Genomic DNA, 19,592 nt, shown 5'->3' on the forward strand with positions numbered 1-19,592 from the left:
TATGATGTGGCTATTCCGGTGCCTTTATGGCCCCTTAAGGCCACTTTAAAATAATAATGTTTAATCCCCCGGTAGTATAATCCCAAAGGTATGCTGGTCCGCTGGCAGCAGGCCCCTTTATCCCACAGTTTCGTTTGTGCGTACAAAGGATTCGTTTTCACCCTGAATTCCTGCCCTTATTCAAAAAAGCCAATGAAATGTGCAGTTAGGAAGCAAATCCTTAATACAAAAACATATAGTTAATGGAAATTTATATAAAATATTCAATTTATCTTAATAACGCAGCTCCCGGAGTCACCCCATAATAAAAAGTTAGGGAAAAACGCTTGCATCATCCAAAGTATACCGGAACCACCCCGAATTGTTAGCAAAACACTATTTAAAACCAAAACTATGAATCATCCTGGCATACCTGAGATCTTAGCACAATCCCAACTATACTACCACTTGGAAAATACCTCTTTTGGGATGCTCTTATGGGATGACCAGCAAAAGCTGGTTTTTTGCTCCAAAAAGGCAGCCGAATTGTTTGAGTGTACCCCGGAATCCCTGATTGCCAATGATTTTAACTTGTCGGACCTGGTATACGCTGAGGATATTGACCGGGTATCCAGTTTGATTGCAGATTTATCTTCCGGTCGTGCCATCCAGAACAGTATGGTCAACAGGAACGTCACCAAGAAAGGAAAAATCATTTATTGCCAGTGGTACAATTCCGTTTTGAAAAATGAACTAGGTAAGATTATCAATATACTTTCTTTTTTCCACGACATCACTACGGAGATAGAAACCAGGATGGCCTTAGAAAAAAGTCAGCAAAAGTTGTCCGTGGCCCTGAACAGTGCTATAGATCCCATGTGGCTGATCCGGGTAGAAGGGCCTGATGTTTACCGGTTTGAAGAAATCAATGTGGCCTTTACCAAGGTGACGGGTTGGCAACCGGAGCAGGTTATTGAAAAACCAATGGAAAAAATCATCCCGCCAACATCCCAGGACCTGGTACGGGAAAAGTATAAAGCAGCCCTGGAAACAGAACAGATAGTCGACTACATTGAAGAATCTGAGCACCCCTCAGGAAATAAGTATGCGCAGATCCGGGTGATTCCCATTAAGGGCCAGAACGGGGAGCCATGGAGAATACTTGGAATAGCAAATGACCTTACAGATCAGATTTACCTCCGCAAAAAGCTTGAATATGAGCAGGAAATAAAAAGAAGGCAGATTACATCGGCAGCAATAAAAGGGCAGGAAGGAGAACGGGCAAAGGTCAGCCGGGAATTGCATGACAATGTCAACCAGGTACTTACAACAATCAAACTCTCTATTGAACTTTGTATGGATGGAAAAGTTGACCAAAGGGAAACCCTGAGAAAATGCGTCCAGTATTTAGGGGAAACGATAAATGATATACGAAACTTATCCAAACAATTGTCTGCTCCTTCTTTAGGAAAAACAAACCTTGAAGAGACCCTGAATGATCTGGTAAATTCCTTTTTTCAGCTCACATCCATTGAGGTAAAAATTAAATTCCTTGCCACAACCTTTAAGGAAATGGATGGTGAATTGCACCTGGCACTGTACAGGGTGGCACAGGAGCAGTTTACCAATATTTACAAATATGCACAGGCCACAATGGTTGAAGTGGTCATTCAGGAAAAATCATCACACTTACACTTTTCTATCAGGGATAACGGCAAAGGGTTTAACCTAAAAGAAAAAAGAAGGGGCATCGGAATAACCAACATGCAATCGAGGGTGGAAACCCTGAACGGTCATTTTGAAATACGTTCAAGCCTTGGAAATGGAACTGAAATAAACATATCAATCCCAATAATTATTGAAGAAAAAGTATGCTATGCAGAGCAAACTATCCTTGGCTTCGACAATGAAATTATCTGATCACCTGAAATACAACTTTCGGGTTTGATGACCGGCTTACCGCAACAAGACATCCGGGATGCCATGAACACAATAGTAAAATTGTTTTCCTGCCTTAGCGTCGTTCCTGGCTTATACTGTATGTTGCACAGGGATTTGAGATGCTGATTGCGCCATTGAAGCAATGCATGCGTTCTTTATCCTCCGGGCAGCAGCCGGGCAGGATCATTTCCAATATTTTCCCTTTCCTGCATTCCCGTTCAATAATAAATTCCACTAGAAATAATGGGCAAATATTTAGCACGATCAAAGGGGCGGTGCGGTTAAAGTGCATACCAACCTGGGCCAATAGCATGAACCATCATACTGGAATGACCACGTGAACTTTACATCCTTGCCCGGGTGTGCTTTCCAGTTTGAACGTACCATTCAGGCTCTCTGCCCGGGTGCTCATGTTGTTAAGGCCGATGCCCCTGCTATCTTCTTTAGGTATAAAGCCAATTCCATCATCTGTAATCGTCAGGTGTATTGCACTGCCGATTAAAGCTAGCTCAATATGTGCACAGGTAGCATTTGCATGTTTAATGATATTGTTTACGTGCTCCTGAACAATCCTGTACAAACATATATACTGATCCTTTTCCAGGGTAAGACCAGCTATTCCCGACAAATCTTTGGTGAAATAAACTGCTGCACTTCCATTCAAAGAATTGAGTAAATCATCTATTGAATCTTCCAAGCTGATTTTTCCAAGTCTTGGGGCTGACAACTGCCTGGAAAGTATACGTATTTCATCAATGCACTGTTGCAGAAACCCAACAGACTTTTTTAAGAGCAACGGTGTGTGTTCTTTATCATCAAGGGCCATTCCAAGATATAACTTGATGGTTGTAAGTACCTGGTTGACATTGTCGTGCAACTCAAGACCAATGGCAGCCCTTTCATTTTCCTGTGCTTCAATTACCGCCTGGGTGATTTCTTTGTGCCGCAGGGCAGCTTCTCTTATCCTGGCTTCCTTTTGCAGCTTGATTTCTTCAATCAGTTTGAGGCTGTTTGCCAGGCTTCGCTTGTTTTGCTGGTAATTCCTGAAGATTAATACCAGAACCAAAAAAACAAGCAGCGCTGAACCTAAAGCAATCCAAAAAAACAGACTGGTGATATGGTTGTCCTTTTTCAATAATGCAATCGACATTGCCTTTTCTTTGGCGTCAAGCTGCACTTTCACATCCGATGCAGACAGTATCTTCTGTACCTTATCCAAAGAATCACGGAGCCCGATATAACGCTGAAACATAGCGCGCGCCTGCTCCGACTGCCCTGTTTCTCCGTAAAATATGGTCATCAGACGCCGCAGCCCCATCGCCACATTTGGGTTGGGTAAAGTTTCAAGCTCACTGGAAATTTCCTGGAGTATTTGGAACATGGCCCCATAGTCACGCTGCTGTTCATATATTTCCGCCAGTTGCAGTTTAACCTGCTGCGCATGCTGCACCTCGTACCCAGGCCTTGCATTAAGGGCTAAACTTTTCAGGCATAAAGCTTTTGCCCTGTTCAGCGCTCCTTTAGCCTGGTATACCTGCGCCTTATGTCCATATAAAACGCCCTGTATTTTCTGCATGGCAATGGGCCCCAGGGAATCTTTATACTTCAGGGACAATTGCCAGGCTTTGTCAAAATAAAATAGCGCACTGTCTAACTTTCCCAGGCGCATCAGACATAACCCTACATTGCTTTGAATCTCCTGCTGCTGCAGGACAACAGCACCTGTCTGGGGCAAACAGGTATTTTGCAATTCAAAGGCTTTCCTGAAATATTCAAGGGCTTCCCCATAATTCTGTTGCTGGTACAGTACCATGGCTATGCTGTAGTTGAAAGACTTCTGCTTACAAGGACTCAGGTTACCTTCCCCCAGCTTTTTGGCTTCAAAGTAATAGTTATATGCTTTCCTGAACCGATGCATCCTGTACGCTATGTCTCCACCAAAAAGCAGGTTATGAACGTGCGTTTCAGGATACCGGTTCTGTAATTCAGGGGTTTCGAGTACGCCAAGTGCTGAATCCACCATCCGGGCTGTTGCAGCATTATCTGTTGTAAAAAAATAAAAGTAGTTGGCCAGTATAATCCATCTTCTGACTTTTGGGAATACAGAATGCCGGGGCGCTACGCCTACTAAGGAATCAAAGTATTTGAGCGATTGGACCGTATCCTTATCCTGGTAAAGCCTTGCTAGTGCAGCATCCAGCACATAATGGTCCCAAAAAATTATTTCTTCCTTTTCACTTTGGAAGTCCTGGGTACAGGAAGAAAGCATAAGTCCCAGCAGCAGGATCATGCTGCCAAAAAGGCGATTCATATAACAGTTTGATTGTAAGGCCAGGGTGCCGTGCTCTTTTTGTTTGTAATAATTTCTGAGAAATAGCCCGGTTCATCCCCGGTTATTAGTTGTGGGTGGCAGTAACACCTATAGGTAAAGTACGTTTAAAACGCTATGTATTTAGACCCTTAAAAAGTAGCGCTTGTTTTACATTCCTGCGTACTGCTTCTGCATACAGGATTGCAAAAGGCATAAATTTTAGCTGATGCCAGGTTGTTTGGCGGCATTTGAATGGCTAGGTGCGACCTGGAAAAGATGCAGCCAAACGGCAATCCAGGTGCGGCAAGAGGTTGCAAATATTTTCGCTGACCGGAACTTTTCGGGATTGACTTACACCAGTTTGTAGCCTATTGAGGAGGAACTTGAAGTTATTCATAAGATCTGCTTACCAGTTTGAAGCAGTTCCGATGGTTAAGGGTGAAACCAAAGCAAAAATAAATTAATAAGAAATATAAAATGAGAAATGGATCATTTTTCCCATTTAAATGCTTTTACAACCGGAGTCTTCAACCTTTGCGGCGCAGCATCGTACCTCCTTTTACACCAGGCCTTATGGGTGCTATACAATAAGAACGGCAACTTCCGGCCCTTTTCCAGGTATTGGCCACAATGCATTTGCGGGGAGTCTCCGGCTTCGGATAAAGGTTTTATATAAACAGCAGGAAGGTACATACAGGGTTAAGGCTGCTACCGCCCGTTTACAGCCAAGGGAACTGCTTTAACCAGCAGCCACGCAGTAAAAATAAAGATCGGGAAAAGTATCCTTTTGAATTACAGGCGCTTAAACCTGGCAGGCAAAACTGTTTTGTATCAAAATTGAGCGGCAATACACCCTGCTTTATTTCTTTAAAAAAGTTATTGGCAAATGCAAATTCCAACAACTGCCTCGCACAAAGCACCCCCGGCCTGCTCTATTCATGCGCCATACCTCCTCCATTTTTTAGTTCTTTATTTGCTTGCTGGAGTTATCAGCCCAACGGGAAATTAACCGTCAGAACACATCCGCCGCTGCTCGAAATGCCGAACCGGAGGGTTCCCCTGTTCAGGTGGATCCGGTGCTGGATACTTTTGTACCCGGGACTTAGGCTGTTGGCGGATAAATCAAAGCCTTGTCCGTCATCTTCGATGGACAAGGAAATTTGCCTGCTGTCTGCAGCGATCTTAAGCCAAACCCTTGTAGCCAGGCCATGACGTATAATTGTACTCATATGCTCCTGAACAACCCGGTGAATGCCGGACAAGACATGCGGAGGTACCAGGTTCAGGAGGTCATTATCGTTGATCGCTATTTCGAAATGCAAGCCGGAAGCAAGTTTAACGCCTTCCAGAAAACCGCTTAGCGAATGTTCAAAGTCAGTGAATTGTACGGGCAAGGCATTGAGGTGATGGCTCAGGTTCCGGATGTCGTCTATCACCTTACTGAGCAAATTGCTGCTCTTTTGTACCAGGGGCAATTGCGGATTGGCTGCAAGTTCCTGCCCCAGGAGCAGTTTACAGGTTGTCAGTACCTGGTTGATATTGTCGTGCAGTTCAAAAGCGATGTCTTCCCTCCGGGTAAAACGGCCATTTTCCCCAACCTGCTTTACCTGCTGCCTGCCCGCATGCTCCTGCTTGTTTAATGCTTTCAGTAGGGTCTTTCGGTCCGTATAATCTTCCCCAAAGGTGATCATGCCAATGATCTGTCCCTGGCCATTCCGTACCAGTTTGCTGTGCCAGCTAAACAGCTTTAAACTGCCGTTCTTTGTCCTGATGTGGTTTTCGAACTGTTCCAGTAAGCCGACAGCCCCGGACATTATCTGGTCATAAAAATGCTGGATTGCCCCCAGGTTCTCATGTTCCACAAACTGCTCGATCCATCGGCGCCCAATCACTTCGTGCCGGGCATACCCAATCATCTGACAACCTTGGTCATTGATATAACCAACCGTGTGGTCGGCATTCAGGAAAAGCACCAGAACCGGTGCATCGCTAGTTTCAGGAAAGAAGGAGGGCATAGGTGCAGAGCGTTTCGGATAGCAGCTGTGATGTAAAATCAAAAATAAACAGATAACCTGCTCGCCTTTACATAATTATAAATTCCATATTTACCCTCTAATGTCAAGTGGAACAGCAACCTGCAGGTGGCTCCCTGCCCAGATGTTCCTGCTGAATAAAAAACCTGCTTTCCCACCATTTTCCGGGTCATTGTAGCCGAAAAGCGCCGTTCCATACAGGACAACCCAGGTGTAAAGATAGCCTTGAATGAAAGGACGGTAGCATTTAGCGGTAAAAGGTACTTTGATAACGCTTATGGGTCGAACAAGTAGCCTGGACTGTAATGATATAAAATGGTTTGTTTAACATAGTTCTTTTGGCAACAATGAGGGGCGAAAGGCAGCACCAGGAAAGGCGTAATGCTCCCCTACGAGTCTTCAGGAGCACTGCAAGCCCGGAATTTGGAGGGTACGCTACAACAGCAGGAATGGAAGGATGCATTGTTGAAACCCTCGGAATTTCACTGAAAAAATAAGTGATCCATACAGCTGATTTCTGGACAACCGACCCGGTGGATTACTGCCGGCGCCAAAAGAAAACAACAGCAGACCTGTTATAGGACAAAGTGCTTTAGATACCTGGCGGGCCGGTGTTGTTGGTTTTATATAGGTCAATGTTTTATACAGTACTGAAGTTGCACACTTTGAGCTTTCGAAAAATCAGTAGATTCTGGCCGACTGCACCATTCATGTTGTAGTGCAATGACTACTTTGTTTTTTGCACCGCAACCCTATCTTTGTTCTGCTTATTCATCTAAGCAGTTAGTTTTGGTTGCGGCTCTGGTTTCTACCGGGGCCTATTTTTTTGCTAGTCCCCGTCCTCATTGGATGGAGGTGAAAGGGTGAGTGCCCCATAGTGCTTTTTTGCTGTGTTGATCATTTCATCATTTAGGTTTCCCTCAAGGAAGTAACCCGACTGTGAAACAATCCAATCCTCACAGGTAAACCTTTCCAAAAATGTTAACAACATTTCAAGCGAAGGAAATATCAATCTCAGGTACGGCATTTGATGCATCGAACAACTTCCTTGCCATAAATCCATAAACCCCTAGACGTCAACTCTTTAAATTAAGCTACCTGGCTTTTCAAATAAACTTTAATCTGAATAAGCGGGTGAAAGTTTCTTACCAGGTACTATCATTTTCTTTCGCAATTCCAAAAACACAAAGTCAGCTGATCGAACATAAAAGGGAAAATGTAGTGAAAATGACATGATTGGCATTATGATTGGATCGCAGAGCATCCTTTAAGCCTATGAATATGAACGCATTGACGATTAAGTTCAACTCTATGGAAGATATAATAGACTTTCAGATGATCACTGATATGCAACATTTTGATTTGGATCCCCAAAAATTTACGCTTTACTCTTTGTTTACAGACGCAGAACTTGAACTTGCCAGGAATGGTTACGGAGCCAAACCATATGAGCACTTTGTAGAAGAATAGCTTCGTTGCCTTTTTAATATTTTGTTGGCAAAGAACATCGGGTTGTCAAAGCACCGATAACAGCTATCAGAAATAATCGGGCTTTATATTAAAAGGTAATGCAAACACTAAGCACCGACAATAAAGCAATTTTTATGCAGATGGAACGTATGCATTAATGTGCCTTTTTACACTGGAAGATTAGCCACATAAAACCATTGCCACCGTCATTTTCAAAGGATGAATGGGCAGGTGTTACATAGACCCCTAAATGATGATGTATACCTGAATACCAGGAACAATCCCTTTATTATCACACTTTGGTTGATCAGGTAAATAGCTTAAACAAACCCGCATAAAAGGATATACTACACTAATTATTTATAAAACGTTTTACTGCATGCTGTACGGGCCTATTTATGCCTATACCATTCACCTGTTCTATAGTGTGTATCATCCTAAACAACTGCTTAGGACTTTTACTATGGACGTCTAAGGAATCTTACTACATTTGCAGCTAACAAGCTCTTCCTTATCCTATCAGCTTTTTCATGCGTATACTTATCCTTGATGATGACCAAAATGCGTTTGCATTAACTGAAAGCCTTTTAAAAGAAGCAATTCCAGGTGTCACAATTCTTCATGCCTATCATGAGCATATCCTATTCAGAATATTGAAGGATCTATCAACCGGGGGTGAGCAGCCGCTTGACCTTATATTGCTTGAACTTCATATACCAGGTTTCAATGCGCATGAATTAATCATGGCGTTGAAAGAAAATGCTTTAACAAGGGAAATTCCAGTGGCATTTTTCTCCCGCTCCAAAAACCCCAAGAACTACCTTTTTGCTTCCCGTCTAAATACACCACTTTTTCTCAAAGGAGAGCGGCTTATCGACCAGGCCCAGGCTATTCATAAATTGATAAACTGGTATAATAGCCTCATGCCGGATAACACCGCATATAAGGCGATACTTTGACCTAATTATTTTGGTACGTTATAGTATGTCCCGGTATTTCACCCGGGGCTCTTTTTTTTCAAAAAAACCTTTGCAGGCATTTCACCTCTGTTCTACCCGTCATTTTTGGCGCTTTCACCTAATTACAGGAGAGCAGGAATTATTGCCTGGTAGTTATACTTTACAACCCTGTGATATGCTGGTATTAATTGCTGATGATGATCATGACCAACAGGAGCTCTAAAAATCCTGTATTGCTGAAATTCACAGTAGCATTGAACTAATGTTTGCTCAAAACGGCTATGAGCTAATGAGTAATTTGGCAGATTGTGATTTGCATAGGCAGATGCCGGACCTGATCCTCCTGGACTTGAACATGCCTTATATGGATGGACGGACAGTGCTGGCCAGTATAAAAGAGGATCAGAAGTATAGCAAGATTCCAATTGTTATACTTACCGCTTCAGAAAACGCCATTGACAGGTTTTTTGGTAAAATGATCAAAACGCCATTCTTCCGTAAAGGGTATGACAAAGAGGAGTGTTTGGCATTGCTGAAAATGATTTTTCAAACATACCTGCCCAGCGCCGCTATATCTAGGTAGGAACCATTAAAACTTCTTAAGGGGTTTGCTCTAACGCCTCACCTTGTATACAAATTTGTTTTAATCGATGAGGAGGTTAGCATAAATTAGTGCTTCATCTACCATCCCCAGGAATGCCCCACCTTTCACCAAACGAAATATGTTTGCTTTTACCATTGGCAGCTTTATGCTATAAGGTCGCACAGGAAACGGTAAAACTTATCAAAATGTAAAGTCGCTTTGCTCTTCCATACGACGCAACAAGATGCCTGCACAAGCAGGCATCTTTATTTTGCTACTGCTATATTATTCCAGGTAAGGATAGTTTGTCCTTTAAGGGTAGCCTTCCGCTTCCGCTGATCAGGCTGTCATCCAGGAATCAGGACTGGCACATTTGGCCCCATAGCTTTAGAGTAGCAAAACCTACCTACACTCAATGGTACCCATTAGAACAGAAGTGTTCCGCAAGGAAAACATCCATGAAAAAAACGGTGGTAAAGCCTTTTTCCTGGTGTTCAAACGATATTCAGGAGAAAAAACATCGGCAGGGTTAAATGCCATAATCCTTAAGGCCGCATATGGGTAGCCTACCCAGGCAACAGCATTTTGCAATGGGCGTGCCATATGATTACAGTTTGAAGCAGTAGTGACCAGCCTAAGTCAAAATAGAGGGAGAAGAGAAATCAGGCGGATAGATCAGGAACTTAACTTAAAGTTTTAAAGAAAAAGTAGTACCTGTACTACACTGTATAAATACTTAAACTACCACCTTTGTGCTGCTAATTCCTTATACCAGTTAAGTATGGTTGCGGCCTTTGTTTCTACAGGGGCTACTTTATTTGCCTCACTGCTCCGGAATTCTATGGTTGCTTAATTGTTTGACTTCATCTTCAGTCAACTCCTTCGTCAGTTTGGTAAAACCAACAACCTTTCCGCTCTCGTCATGCAAAGCAGTAATGATAATACTTGCATAAAAAATAGTTCCATTCTTTCTAACTCCAGGCCCGGAGTGTTTCACCCTTCCTTCCCTTGCTGCTTGTTCCAGGAAACGCTCCGGTGGGAGTTCATTGCGTTGCTCAGGAAGGTACTTACTCTAATTAAGCAGTCTGGTTTTGATGCGATTTCGTTTTCTTCAGGGGACCTTTTTGCTTTTACCCGTCCTAAAACCAAAATGGAGTTATGCACAAAAAACTACCAGAACAGTAATTTTACTTAAAAGACAGTGGTATACTTACTACATTTGAGCACAACAAGCTCTTCAGTACCCTACTGCCTACCGCATGCGTATTCTTATTTTGGATGACAACCAAGATGCTTTTGCATTAACTGACAACCTCTTAAAGGATTGTATTCAAGGTGCAATCACCTTTTATGCAAACGAAGAGATTGCCTTATACAAATTGCTGGAGCATCTTTCAAAAAGAGGTGAACTTCTTCCCGATCTGATCCTGATCGAATTACATATGCCTGGTTTTGATGCCTGGGAGATGCTAAAAGAGCTGCAACGGAAATCAGAGACGAGGGTAATTCCAATTGCCTTTTTCACCCGGTTGAAAAGCGCAAAAAGCCACCTTTTTGCATCCCGGTTGAACACACCCTTATTTTATAAAGGCAAAAGGTTTATAGATCAGGCATACGCGATTCATAAACTAAAGAAGTGGTTTGACAACCTTGCTCCTACGGATAATTCCTATCAATCTATATTCTAACATTGTTATTCTGATATACTACAATCGGCCCTGGTTTCTACCGGGGCTCTTCATTTTGAATTGGTCCATCAATTGTATGCCGTACTCTAAACCACCTTATGGCAAGCAATGGCCCCCATTTTGATCCTGAAAGATGACCAGGAGGACCAGGAAATATTTGAAACGGCTTTTTATAAGCTTCAAATTCCAAATAGGCGACAGTACTTTGAGAATGGCCAAACGTTTTTGGATTTTTTAAGAGGCGCTCAAGAACAACCTTTCATAATCTTATCCGATATCCGGGTTGGCGTGATGAATGGCCTGGAACTCAGAGATGAAATTCAAAAGGATGATTATCTGAGAAGAAAGGGTATTCCCTTTGTATTTCTTACCACAGACTACAGGAAAAAAGTTGTTGAATAAGCCTATGACTTAACGGTTCAGGGCTTTTTTGTTAAGGCTTATACTATTGAACAGGTAGAAGATCAGTTGAAACTGATAGTGCAATACTGGAGTAATTGCAAGCATCCAAATTCAGCCTGAGTGAGGATTACCGCTTAAACGAACCGACCTCATAGAATATTGGGTAAAGGTTTGCTTTCTTAGCCGAGACCTGGGCCTCCCCCCTTTGCGCCGATTAGTCATCTTGCCGCCAAATCCTGGGAATGTGATGGTGCCGGCGGTGGGGTCGTAGACCCGGGAAGTGCCCCTCCTTGTTTTGCAGACCTTAACCACGGCTATCTCGTCCTTTACGCTGGTATAACCTGCCAGATTACGGCTTCTTTTTGGTTCCTCCAGCCAGGAGCATCGGCCGGCCTATTTACTCTGGAGCACCACAACCCGACTAGCGCCTGCAAACTGTCAATAGTCAAAGGAATGCTCCTAACCGGCCAACTTTACCTTAAAGCGAAAAGCGAAATAGCAATACTTTATGGTTATCAGGAATTGCAAGTCAGCTGCTGAAACTCGATACCCATTAATGGCAGGCACATGGCCGATTGCTTATGGTTCTGTTGGCAGTAGGATTTTGAAAGTTGATCCTTTCCCCGGAGTGCTTTCTGCCCATATGTATCCACCATGGCTATCCACTACCTTCCTGACAATTGATAATCCTACACCAGTGCCACTATACTCGGAATTGCCATGAAGGCGGGTAAACACATCGAATATTCTTTCTGCATCCTCCTGATTGAAACCAATTCCATTATCACGTACTTCCAACAGGTGGTATTTCCTTCCATTGCCTTTACCTGGAAGATCTGGTTTGACCTGGCTCCCAATTACAACCTGGGCATGGATATCAACTACAGGCGGCTGATCATGTTTACTATATTTGAAAGCATTGCTGATCAGGTTTTGGAATAGCTGCTGAAATTGCCGACGGTTTCCAGTAACAACAGGAAGGACACCCACATTAACACTTGCCTTTTTATCCTGCAACTCTAATTCCAAGTCTTCCAAAACAAGTTGCACTTTTTTGTTTAGGTCAACTTGCCCCAAATCAACCGCCCCTTCTGATATTTGAGAGTAGGCCAGCAGGTCATCAATTAAAGTAGACATACGCTTGCTTGCCTTTTCAAGCTTTTCAAACATACGGAAGTCTTCAACATCCATCTTATCTGCAAGGCGCCCTTTCAACCGGTCGGAAAAGAAATGAATTTTCCTGATAGGCTCTTTCATGTCATGGGACGCTGCATAGGCAAACTGCTCCAGGGATGCATTTGAGCGTTTCAATTCTTCCGTTCGCTCCGCAACTATTTTTTCCAGGTTTTCAGAAAGCATTTTCTGGTCATGAATGTCTGTGCTGGTGCCAAACCAGGCCTGGAGCTGACCGTTCGCTTTAAAGATAGGCACCCCTCTTACCAGCACCCAACGGTAATAACCTTCTTTGCTCCTATACCGCACCTCGACTTCATAATGAGTTTCCTTTTCCCAGGCATTATGCCAGGCAGAAACGCATCGATCCACATCATCTGGATGCAATGCCCGGGTCCATCCCGAACCAAAAGATTGATCCTGTGACATTCCTGTAAACTCATACCACAGATTGTTCAGGTAGTCTATATGTCCATCTGCCGTTGCCGACCATACAAAAGCCGGAACAGCATCGGCAAGCTGTTGCCATTTTTGCTGGCTTTCTTTAAGGGATAATTCATGATTGATCCTTTCTGTAATATCCTGCATGGATCCAATCATACGAATGGCTGCTCCATCTGTATTTCGCTGCACGTAACCCCTATCCAAAACTGTTTTATAAAGGCCATCAGCACACAGGAATCTGTATTCTCCCATCCAGAAATCACCACTCTTACTTTTTCCATCTATCACAAGATGGATTTCGTGGGTTACATGTTCGCGATCATCCGGATGGATGTGCTCATACCACCAGGTTGCTGTTGGTTCTATTTCATCTGCCTTAAAACCAAAATTGATGCCGACAGATTCATTCCATAACACGGCTCCGCTTTCCAGATTCCAGATCCAAACAGCATCCTGTGTGGCTTTGGCAATTAAATCAAACTGCTCTATACTTAACCTGAGTTTATCCTGGCTTTCTTTGATCTCCTTTTTAGCCAGTACCTGCCCTGTAACATCGCTTGCCAACACCAATACGCCGGAAATAGTTCCGTCTGCTTCCCGGTATGGCTGATAAGTAAAATTGAAGTAAACCGTCCTGTTTGTTCCATCTTCCTCATCAAAGACTGCCGGTGTTTCAAACCCCTGGAATGTTTCACCCGTATGATATACTTGTTGCAACAATTCCAAAAAGCCCTGACCTTTCATCTCTGGTAAAATTTCCAGGAATGTTTTGCCAATTGCTGAATGATCAACTTTCCACATTTTGAAAAGCGCATCATTGGCTGTATCTAATACCATGTCTTCACCTTTTAGGATCAGAATTGGATCCGCAGCCTGCTCAAGAATGGTTTTAAATTTTTGTTTTGCATTTACCCTATCACTAACCTCATGACCTACACTTACCACCCCGCTAGGTAAATTTCCATAGCCCTCTTCATAAAAAGCCTTGTAAACAAAGTCAAAGTAAAGCACGTCTTCCTTGCCGTTTCGTACCAGCCGGATGGGGTATTCATATGCAAAAAATGGCGCTCCAGTTGTTTTAACTTTATCAAGTAGGTCTTTGAGCCCTTGGCCTTCGAGTTCAGGAATAGCTGAAAACAATGGCTCGCCCACTACATCCGCGGATCTTCCCCAGATCTCAAGCAACCCTTCGTTAGCAAGTTCAATGGTATAATTTTCTCCTTTAACATAACCCATCATTACAGGAGCGTTCATGAAAAATCTATATGCCTTTTCAATTCCACTATCAGGCAATGCATGCTGCTCTGCGATTACCTGACCTGTAATGTCCTCTGATGTATGCACTATATAAGTAACCTCACCATCGGGGGAAAACACCGGCACGTTACTCGTCTTCCAGTACTTCTCTTTATAACGGCCATCGGTATTTTGAATATCATACCGGTGAAGGGGTAAAAACTGGGGCTTTTTGCTTTCGATCACTGCCATCAAGGAATCATGCAAAGCATGCGTACCTGAATCTTTGGGGTTATCACTTCCAGGAAAAGCTTCAAAAACTCCTTTTCCAATCAAGAAATCCCTTGTACGGCCGGAAGTATTACAATATCCAGGAGTAGCCGCAAGTATGGTAAATTTGGGTGCATCAGTCTGAATGAGCATGCTGTTGCCGGAAATTGCCTCAAAAATTGCCAGTACTTGCTGCTCTGGTTGCCCTGGGGAGGTAAGTTGTTCGTTGGTCATAAGGGTGAACCGTGAAATTAGGGGTTATGCTAATTTCCCCATTGTTTGCCATAAAAATATGGTACAACCTTTAAAAACGGCTCCGGTTAGCCCCTGCTCCTTTGACGCTCTTTTATAGTCCAATCCGCAAAGCGCTTATCTATTCAAACCAGTTTCTGAGATAAGCCCAGGAAGGATTTTGGTGCTCTTATTTTCTGCCACCTTCATGCTCCTGAATGGCCTTGACAATCTGGGTCTCTGTAAACTGTGTCTTTTTCATACTATGCTCGCTTTAAAGTTAACTGTTCATGTTAACTTTCAAATGAGCGAAAAGTGGGGAAGAGCACAGAAGTTCACAAATACTGTTCTGGAACCCAGGTTGCAACCCAAAACCAAATGATCACCCTAAAAATCCCAAAACAAGCATTAAGACCTGAACTTATTTTTGACTATTCAATTCTGCACAAACTCAATGCACTATGACATTCCTGTCTTCACCACAGAACCACATCTGAAAAGGTATGATGTGGTTTTGATGATCTCATGAGTAATTATCATAATTACTATCTACATTATTTCCCGTATGCCAGATCAATCTTTCACTCCCTTTCAAATACCTGAGCCGTATTATTTGGCGCTCTTTGAGGCATTGCCAGGTAATAATGTTCTGGTGAAAGCTGATCTCCCTAAGTTAACCATGTTAGCAGCAACACCTACATTCTTAGAACAGACAGAATCCACAAAAGAAGCGGTGATTGGTAAAGGTGTTTTTGAAGCCTTTCCCGTTAACACGGATCCAAATTATACTGGCGGAAGTGAATTGTTTAATTCCTACCAGCACGCTATACTTAAGAGAGAACCACATGTTCTACCTGTACAGCGTTATGATTTAAAAAATGAAGATGGCAGCTTTACTGAAAAATACTGGAGAGTCAGCAACCGACCTGTTCTATCTCCTGATGGTGAAGTAGCCTATGTCATTAATAGCTGTGAAGATATTACCGCCCAAGTAAAAGCAGAGAAAGATAATCAGGCTCACCAGGAATTGAAGGGTCACTTTAAGCAACTACAGGAAAGTGAAGCCCGTTTTCGCTCCCTGCTTACAGCAGCGCCCATTGGAATAGCCATTTACAAGGGGCGTGATCTGGTGGTAGAAATGGCCAATACTACAATAATGGAGCTTTGGGGAAAAGGAGACGGTGTTATTGGAAAGTCCTTTGCCGAAATCATGCCTGAGCTGGAAAACCAGCCTTTTTTAAAAATACTGGATGATGTCTACACCAGTGGAGAAACCTTTCAGACAATGGAAGCACCTGTTGATGTGATGCGTAATAGTAAATTAACACGGGGCTATTATGATTTTAGCTATACGCCGCTATTTGATACAAATGGTGAGGTGTATGCTATTATGAACATCGCAACAGATGTGTCAGAACGGGTACAAGGTCGCCTGTTGCTGGAGGAAAAAGTAAAGGAGCGGACACAGGAATGGCAGAAGGCGAATCAAGAGTTACAGCGTTCCAATGTGAACCTGGAAGAGTTTGCCTATGCCGCCAGCCACGATATGAAAGAACCCATCCGCAAAATTCACTTCTTTAGTGATCGAATAAAAAGTACGTTGCAGGACCGCATGACTGATTTGGAAAAGCAGTCCTTTGAGCGCATGGAGCTTGCGGCGAAGCGCATGGGTTCTCTTATTGATGATTTGCTTTCCTACTCCCAAATCAGCCTACGGCCACGCACCTTGGAAGCCGTCAACATGAATGGACTTATCGAGCTGGTGTTGGAAGATCTTGATCTGGAAATTGAAGACAAAAGGGCTACTATTACGGTAGACAAACTCTTCACCGTTCAAGGGCACCATCGTCAATTGCAGCAAGCTTTTCACAACCTGATCGGCAACTCACTTAAATACAGCAAGCCCGATGTGGCTCCACAAATAAAGATCAGTTGTAAAAAGATGCAGGGTAATGAAACAAGTTTGCACCTGTCTGTTGAGGAAGGACAAAAAACCTTTTACTGCCTAACCGTCCGTGATAATGGTATTGGTTTTGAAAAAGAGGACGCTGAACGCATATTCCATGTCTTTACCCGTCTTCATGGCAATGCGGAATACAGAGGAACAGGAATCGGGTTATCCATTGTTCGAAAGGTGGTGGAAAACCACAACGGCTATATCTGGGCCGAAAGCAAACCTGGCGAAGGCGCTGCCTTCCATGTACTCCTTCCGATTGACTAATTTGCCACCCCCACATAGAAAGAGCCACGTCGGAGATGGTGTGTTGAGCCTATTGTTAGTGCTTCTGCTCTGTACCAGCTTCTGTGTTCACAACCACCGTTTCCGTTCCGCCTTCCAGTTGCTGGATAGTGCGCTTAGCTGCTGCCAGGCGAATACGGTTGTTCTTCTCTACCATCTTATGTGTGATCCAGTGCTCCAACTTGTGATGCAATGGCACCAACAGGGCTGCCACACAAACCATAGCTAAGAGCATGAGCACGGGGGAGTGGTGGGTTATTGCACCCAACCACGGATGCAGCAAAAGGTTCAAAAACTCAAATACAATAAGCAGCGAAACAACACCAAGAAAGCGAATGGTCTTTTGGTTGGCAAGAACAGAATGGCTCAGCACCAAAAATCCGATCAGCAGCATCACCACCCCAAAAGCAATGGCAGCGTATTGAAGGTTGTGTTTACGTGCCTCTTCCTCTTCATGCTTAGTCAGTGCCAATTTAGCCTGGCGTTCTTTTTCTTGTGATAGCAAACTCTCTACTCTTTGGGCTTGAGCGGTACTATTAACGCTATCACTGGCTGTTTTGTAAACCTCATGGTATTTCAGCGCACTATCTGTGTTACCTCTTTCCTTGTATATCTGATACAACAGACTGGAGGCCGTTGCTTTTCGTGTTGTACTGTAATTGGCTGAAGGTATTTCAGACAGCTGGTACAGCTTCTTAGCATAATAGAACGCCGAGTCAGGGTGGTTGGTCTCTTTGAAAAAAGTGGCCAAGCCTTCATAAACCCTGTCAAGACTTACATTGCGCTCGGTGGCTGGTTGTAATGCCACCCTGAAATAAGCCAGTGCCAGTGTCGGGTTGTTCAGCTTCATAAATGTGTAGCCAAGGGAGATAGGTACAAAAACATCATTCGCAAATGTTAGCTTTCCTGTGCTTGCCAGTTGCTGGGTCTTTTCGTAGGCTCTCTGCAAGTAAACCAAGGCGGAGTCATATTGTTGCAGTTTGTTCAGGTATGTGTTGCCAATTTGCTGGTTGGCCATCGCTTCCCAATTCATTTCGCCCGTCTGCTTGGAGAGTGCAATCACCCGCTGCTGGTATTCGATGCTTTTTCTCGGCTCACCATGCAAGGACACAAAATGGTACAGGCGCAACATGATCTGCTTATCGTTTCGTTGTTCGCCCAGCGCCAGCGCTTTCAAATAATGCTCCAGGGCGTATGAAGGGTTATTCTGTGTGCCGTGGTAATAACCTACGAGGGCATGCCCCATCGCCTGTACATCCTTATTACCGTACTGTTGCCCTATTTGCATGATTTGATTCGGGTAATAACTGGAAGAGCCAAGAAGTCCACCATTTTTCTTCTCTAACCACGTGAGCACCGTTTTGGTTTGCTGGCTGTCCGTTTTGTGAGCACGCAAGACACGTAAAAAGCTATCAGCTACATTTTTCTGAGCAGAAACAGTTGGAACGATATAGAATAGGAACAATGGTAACCAGATTTTCCTCATGGCAGTTGGTTGGAAGACTGAATATAGTATTTTAAGCATCGACAGCAGGGCATAGCAGCTCAAAGGCACTTTTTCATTGTCTTCAGAAGTTTTCTTGCCACCACCACAAAGCAAGCGCCACATCGCTCATGATGTGGTGAGTGATATTGTTAGCACGTTAACAATAATCGGTAAAAAGTACCATAAAAGCTCTTACCAGTTCCATGAGCCAGCATTCTGCACCAAGTACCTTTGCTCTGAAAATTCAAAGGTATCATGGCAAAGGCTTCTATTCCTGTTTACGACATCTGCACCATCGATCAAATGGCACAGAAAGACCTATTGATCGAACGGTTCGGAGCCTACCTAGAGAAGCACTACCAGCACCTTCACCGTCCGCACCGCCATTCGTTTTATCATTTGGTGCTCTTTACCAAAGGCAAAGGAGGCCACATCATCGACTTTAAGAAATTCCCTGTAAGACCGTTACAGATCTACTTTATGATCCCAGGTCAGGTGCACAGCTGGCATTTTGAAGGTGAGGTGGACGGCTACATTGTTCACTTCAATGAGGTTCTATTTACTACATTTTTACAGAACGGCCACTACCTGGATCGGTTTTATTTTTTCCAAGGCAATGCAGAAGATGGGATCTGCCAACTCCCAGTATCCGCAAACTCCCAAGTGACCAGTCTGTTTGAAGCCATGCTGGCAGAAGTAGGCGAGAGCAAAGAACAGAATTTGGACCTCATCCGTCTGAAGCTGCTGGAGCTTTTCATCACCGTTGACCGTAGTTGCACCAGTAGGAAAGGGAAGAATGTGCCCCAGCAAAAGCTCACCCTGCTGCGTAGCTTCCAAAACCTCATAGACAAACAATTCCGTACTATAAGGCTGCCAAAAGAGTATGCTGACCTGCTGTACGTCACGTCCAACCACCTAAATGCGCTTTGTCAGGATCTGGTGGGTAAGACAGCTGGGGACCTTATTAGGGATCGGGTACTGTTGGAAGCAAAGCGCCTATTGACGAACGCTGACATGACGGTAACAGAAATCGCTTATGATTTGAACTTTCAAGACAATTCCTACTTCAACCGCTTCTTCAAAAAGAATGTTGGAGTAACGCCTGATGAATTTCGTAAAAACTTTATTCAACAATAAATTGACATCC

Annotated in this window: 12 protein-coding genes; 8 read left to right on the forward strand and 4 right to left on the reverse strand. The window is 43.6% G+C overall.

Annotation, left to right across the window (positions count from 1 at the left end; translation table 11 throughout):
* The first annotated feature begins 393 nt into the window (after positions 1 to 393).
* Positions 394 to 1,899 carry a PAS domain-containing sensor histidine kinase gene (locus BUE76_RS22145; protein WP_073041855.1) on the forward strand — a complete coding sequence of 502 codons (1,506 nt, stop codon included), beginning with the start codon at positions 394 to 396 and terminating at the stop codon, positions 1,897 to 1,899.
* Positions 1,900 to 2,239: 340 nt separating this feature from the next.
* Here BUE76_RS22145 and BUE76_RS22150 read toward each other — a convergent pair whose 3' ends face one another.
* Positions 2,240 to 4,123, reverse strand: a complete 1,884-nt coding sequence (locus BUE76_RS22150; protein WP_158070025.1) for a tetratricopeptide repeat-containing sensor histidine kinase — start codon at positions 4,121 to 4,123, stop codon at positions 2,240 to 2,242.
* Between the two features lie 1,097 nt (positions 4,124 to 5,220).
* Positions 5,221 to 6,246: a PAS domain-containing sensor histidine kinase gene (locus BUE76_RS22165; protein ID WP_073041849.1), complete on the reverse strand. Its 1,026-nt coding sequence runs from the start codon at positions 6,244 to 6,246 to the stop codon at positions 5,221 to 5,223.
* 1,299 nt (positions 6,247 to 7,545) lie between these two features.
* Here BUE76_RS22165 and BUE76_RS22170 point away from each other — a divergent pair.
* The 5 genes from BUE76_RS22170 (at position 7,546) to BUE76_RS22190 (ending at position 11,366) form a co-directional block, all read left to right on the forward strand.
* A complete protein-coding gene (locus tag BUE76_RS22170) occupies positions 7,546 to 7,734 on the forward strand; it encodes a hypothetical protein (RefSeq protein WP_143157251.1) in 189 nt (62 codons plus the stop codon).
* Between the two features lie 530 nt (positions 7,735 to 8,264).
* A complete protein-coding gene (locus BUE76_RS22175; RefSeq protein WP_073041844.1) occupies positions 8,265 to 8,693 on the forward strand; it encodes a PleD family two-component system response regulator in 429 nt (142 codons plus the stop codon).
* 262 nt (positions 8,694 to 8,955) lie between these two features.
* On the forward strand, positions 8,956 to 9,276 hold the full coding sequence (locus BUE76_RS22180) for a response regulator (RefSeq protein ID WP_073041842.1): 321 nt from the start codon (positions 8,956 to 8,958) through the stop codon (positions 9,274 to 9,276).
* Between the two features lie 1,259 nt (positions 9,277 to 10,535).
* Positions 10,536 to 10,964, forward strand: coding sequence for a response regulator (locus BUE76_RS22185; protein WP_073041840.1), 429 nt, complete (start codon positions 10,536 to 10,538; stop codon positions 10,962 to 10,964).
* Positions 10,965 to 11,072: 108 nt separating this feature from the next.
* On the forward strand, positions 11,073 to 11,366 hold the full coding sequence (locus tag BUE76_RS22190) for a response regulator (RefSeq protein WP_083596441.1): 294 nt from the start codon (positions 11,073 to 11,075) through the stop codon (positions 11,364 to 11,366).
* Between the two features lie 579 nt (positions 11,367 to 11,945).
* Here BUE76_RS22190 and BUE76_RS22195 read toward each other — a convergent pair.
* On the reverse strand, positions 11,946 to 14,723 hold the full coding sequence (locus BUE76_RS22195; RefSeq protein WP_073041839.1) for a PAS domain S-box protein: 2,778 nt from the start codon (positions 14,721 to 14,723) through the stop codon (positions 11,946 to 11,948).
* Positions 14,724 to 15,285: 562 nt separating this feature from the next.
* On the opposite strand from BUE76_RS22195, the gene BUE76_RS22210 reads away from it, so the two are divergent.
* On the forward strand, positions 15,286 to 16,941 hold the full coding sequence (locus BUE76_RS22210) for a PAS domain-containing sensor histidine kinase (protein WP_083596440.1): 1,656 nt from the start codon (positions 15,286 to 15,288) through the stop codon (positions 16,939 to 16,941).
* A 55-nt stretch (positions 16,942 to 16,996) separates the two neighbouring features.
* Here the strand turns inward: BUE76_RS22210 and BUE76_RS22215 are convergent, their stop codons facing one another.
* Positions 16,997 to 18,568, reverse strand: coding sequence for a tetratricopeptide repeat protein (locus BUE76_RS22215; protein ID WP_143157250.1), 1,572 nt, complete (start codon positions 18,566 to 18,568; stop codon positions 16,997 to 16,999).
* A 132-nt stretch (positions 18,569 to 18,700) separates the two neighbouring features.
* On the opposite strand from BUE76_RS22215, the gene BUE76_RS22220 reads away from it, so the two are divergent.
* The gene (locus BUE76_RS22220; RefSeq protein WP_073041832.1) at positions 18,701 to 19,582 is read left to right on the forward strand and encodes a helix-turn-helix domain-containing protein; all 882 of its coding nucleotides are present in this window, start codon (positions 18,701 to 18,703) and stop codon (positions 19,580 to 19,582) included.
* Positions 19,583 to 19,592 lie beyond the last annotated feature (10 nt).

Origin of the sequence: Cnuella takakiae (assembly GCF_001953305.1) — a bacterium.
Taxonomy (GTDB): Bacteria; Bacteroidota; Bacteroidia; order Chitinophagales; family Chitinophagaceae; genus Flavisolibacter; species Flavisolibacter takakiae.

Coding starts and splice junctions, on each gene's coding strand:
- BUE76_RS22215 (WP_143157250.1), bottom strand. CDS start 18,568: ATGTGGCGCTTGCTTTGTGGTGGTGGCAAGAAAACTTCTGAAGACAAT.
- BUE76_RS22190 (WP_083596441.1), top strand. CDS start 11,073: ATGGCCCCCATTTTGATCCTGAAAGATGACCAGGAGGACCAGGAAATA.
- BUE76_RS22210 (WP_083596440.1), top strand. CDS start 15,286: ATGCCAGATCAATCTTTCACTCCCTTTCAAATACCTGAGCCGTATTAT.
- BUE76_RS22220 (WP_073041832.1), top strand. CDS start 18,701: ATGGCAAAGGCTTCTATTCCTGTTTACGACATCTGCACCATCGATCAA.
- BUE76_RS22145 (WP_073041855.1), top strand. CDS start 394: ATGAATCATCCTGGCATACCTGAGATCTTAGCACAATCCCAACTATAC.
- BUE76_RS22175 (WP_073041844.1), top strand. CDS start 8,265: ATGCGTATACTTATCCTTGATGATGACCAAAATGCGTTTGCATTAACT.
- BUE76_RS22170 (WP_143157251.1), top strand. CDS start 7,546: ATGAACGCATTGACGATTAAGTTCAACTCTATGGAAGATATAATAGAC.
- BUE76_RS22180 (WP_073041842.1), top strand. CDS start 8,956: ATGTTTGCTCAAAACGGCTATGAGCTAATGAGTAATTTGGCAGATTGT.
- BUE76_RS22165 (WP_073041849.1), bottom strand. CDS start 6,246: ATGCCCTCCTTCTTTCCTGAAACTAGCGATGCACCGGTTCTGGTGCTT.
- BUE76_RS22195 (WP_073041839.1), bottom strand. CDS start 14,723: ATGACCAACGAACAACTTACCTCCCCAGGGCAACCAGAGCAGCAAGTA.
- BUE76_RS22185 (WP_073041840.1), top strand. CDS start 10,536: ATGCGTATTCTTATTTTGGATGACAACCAAGATGCTTTTGCATTAACT.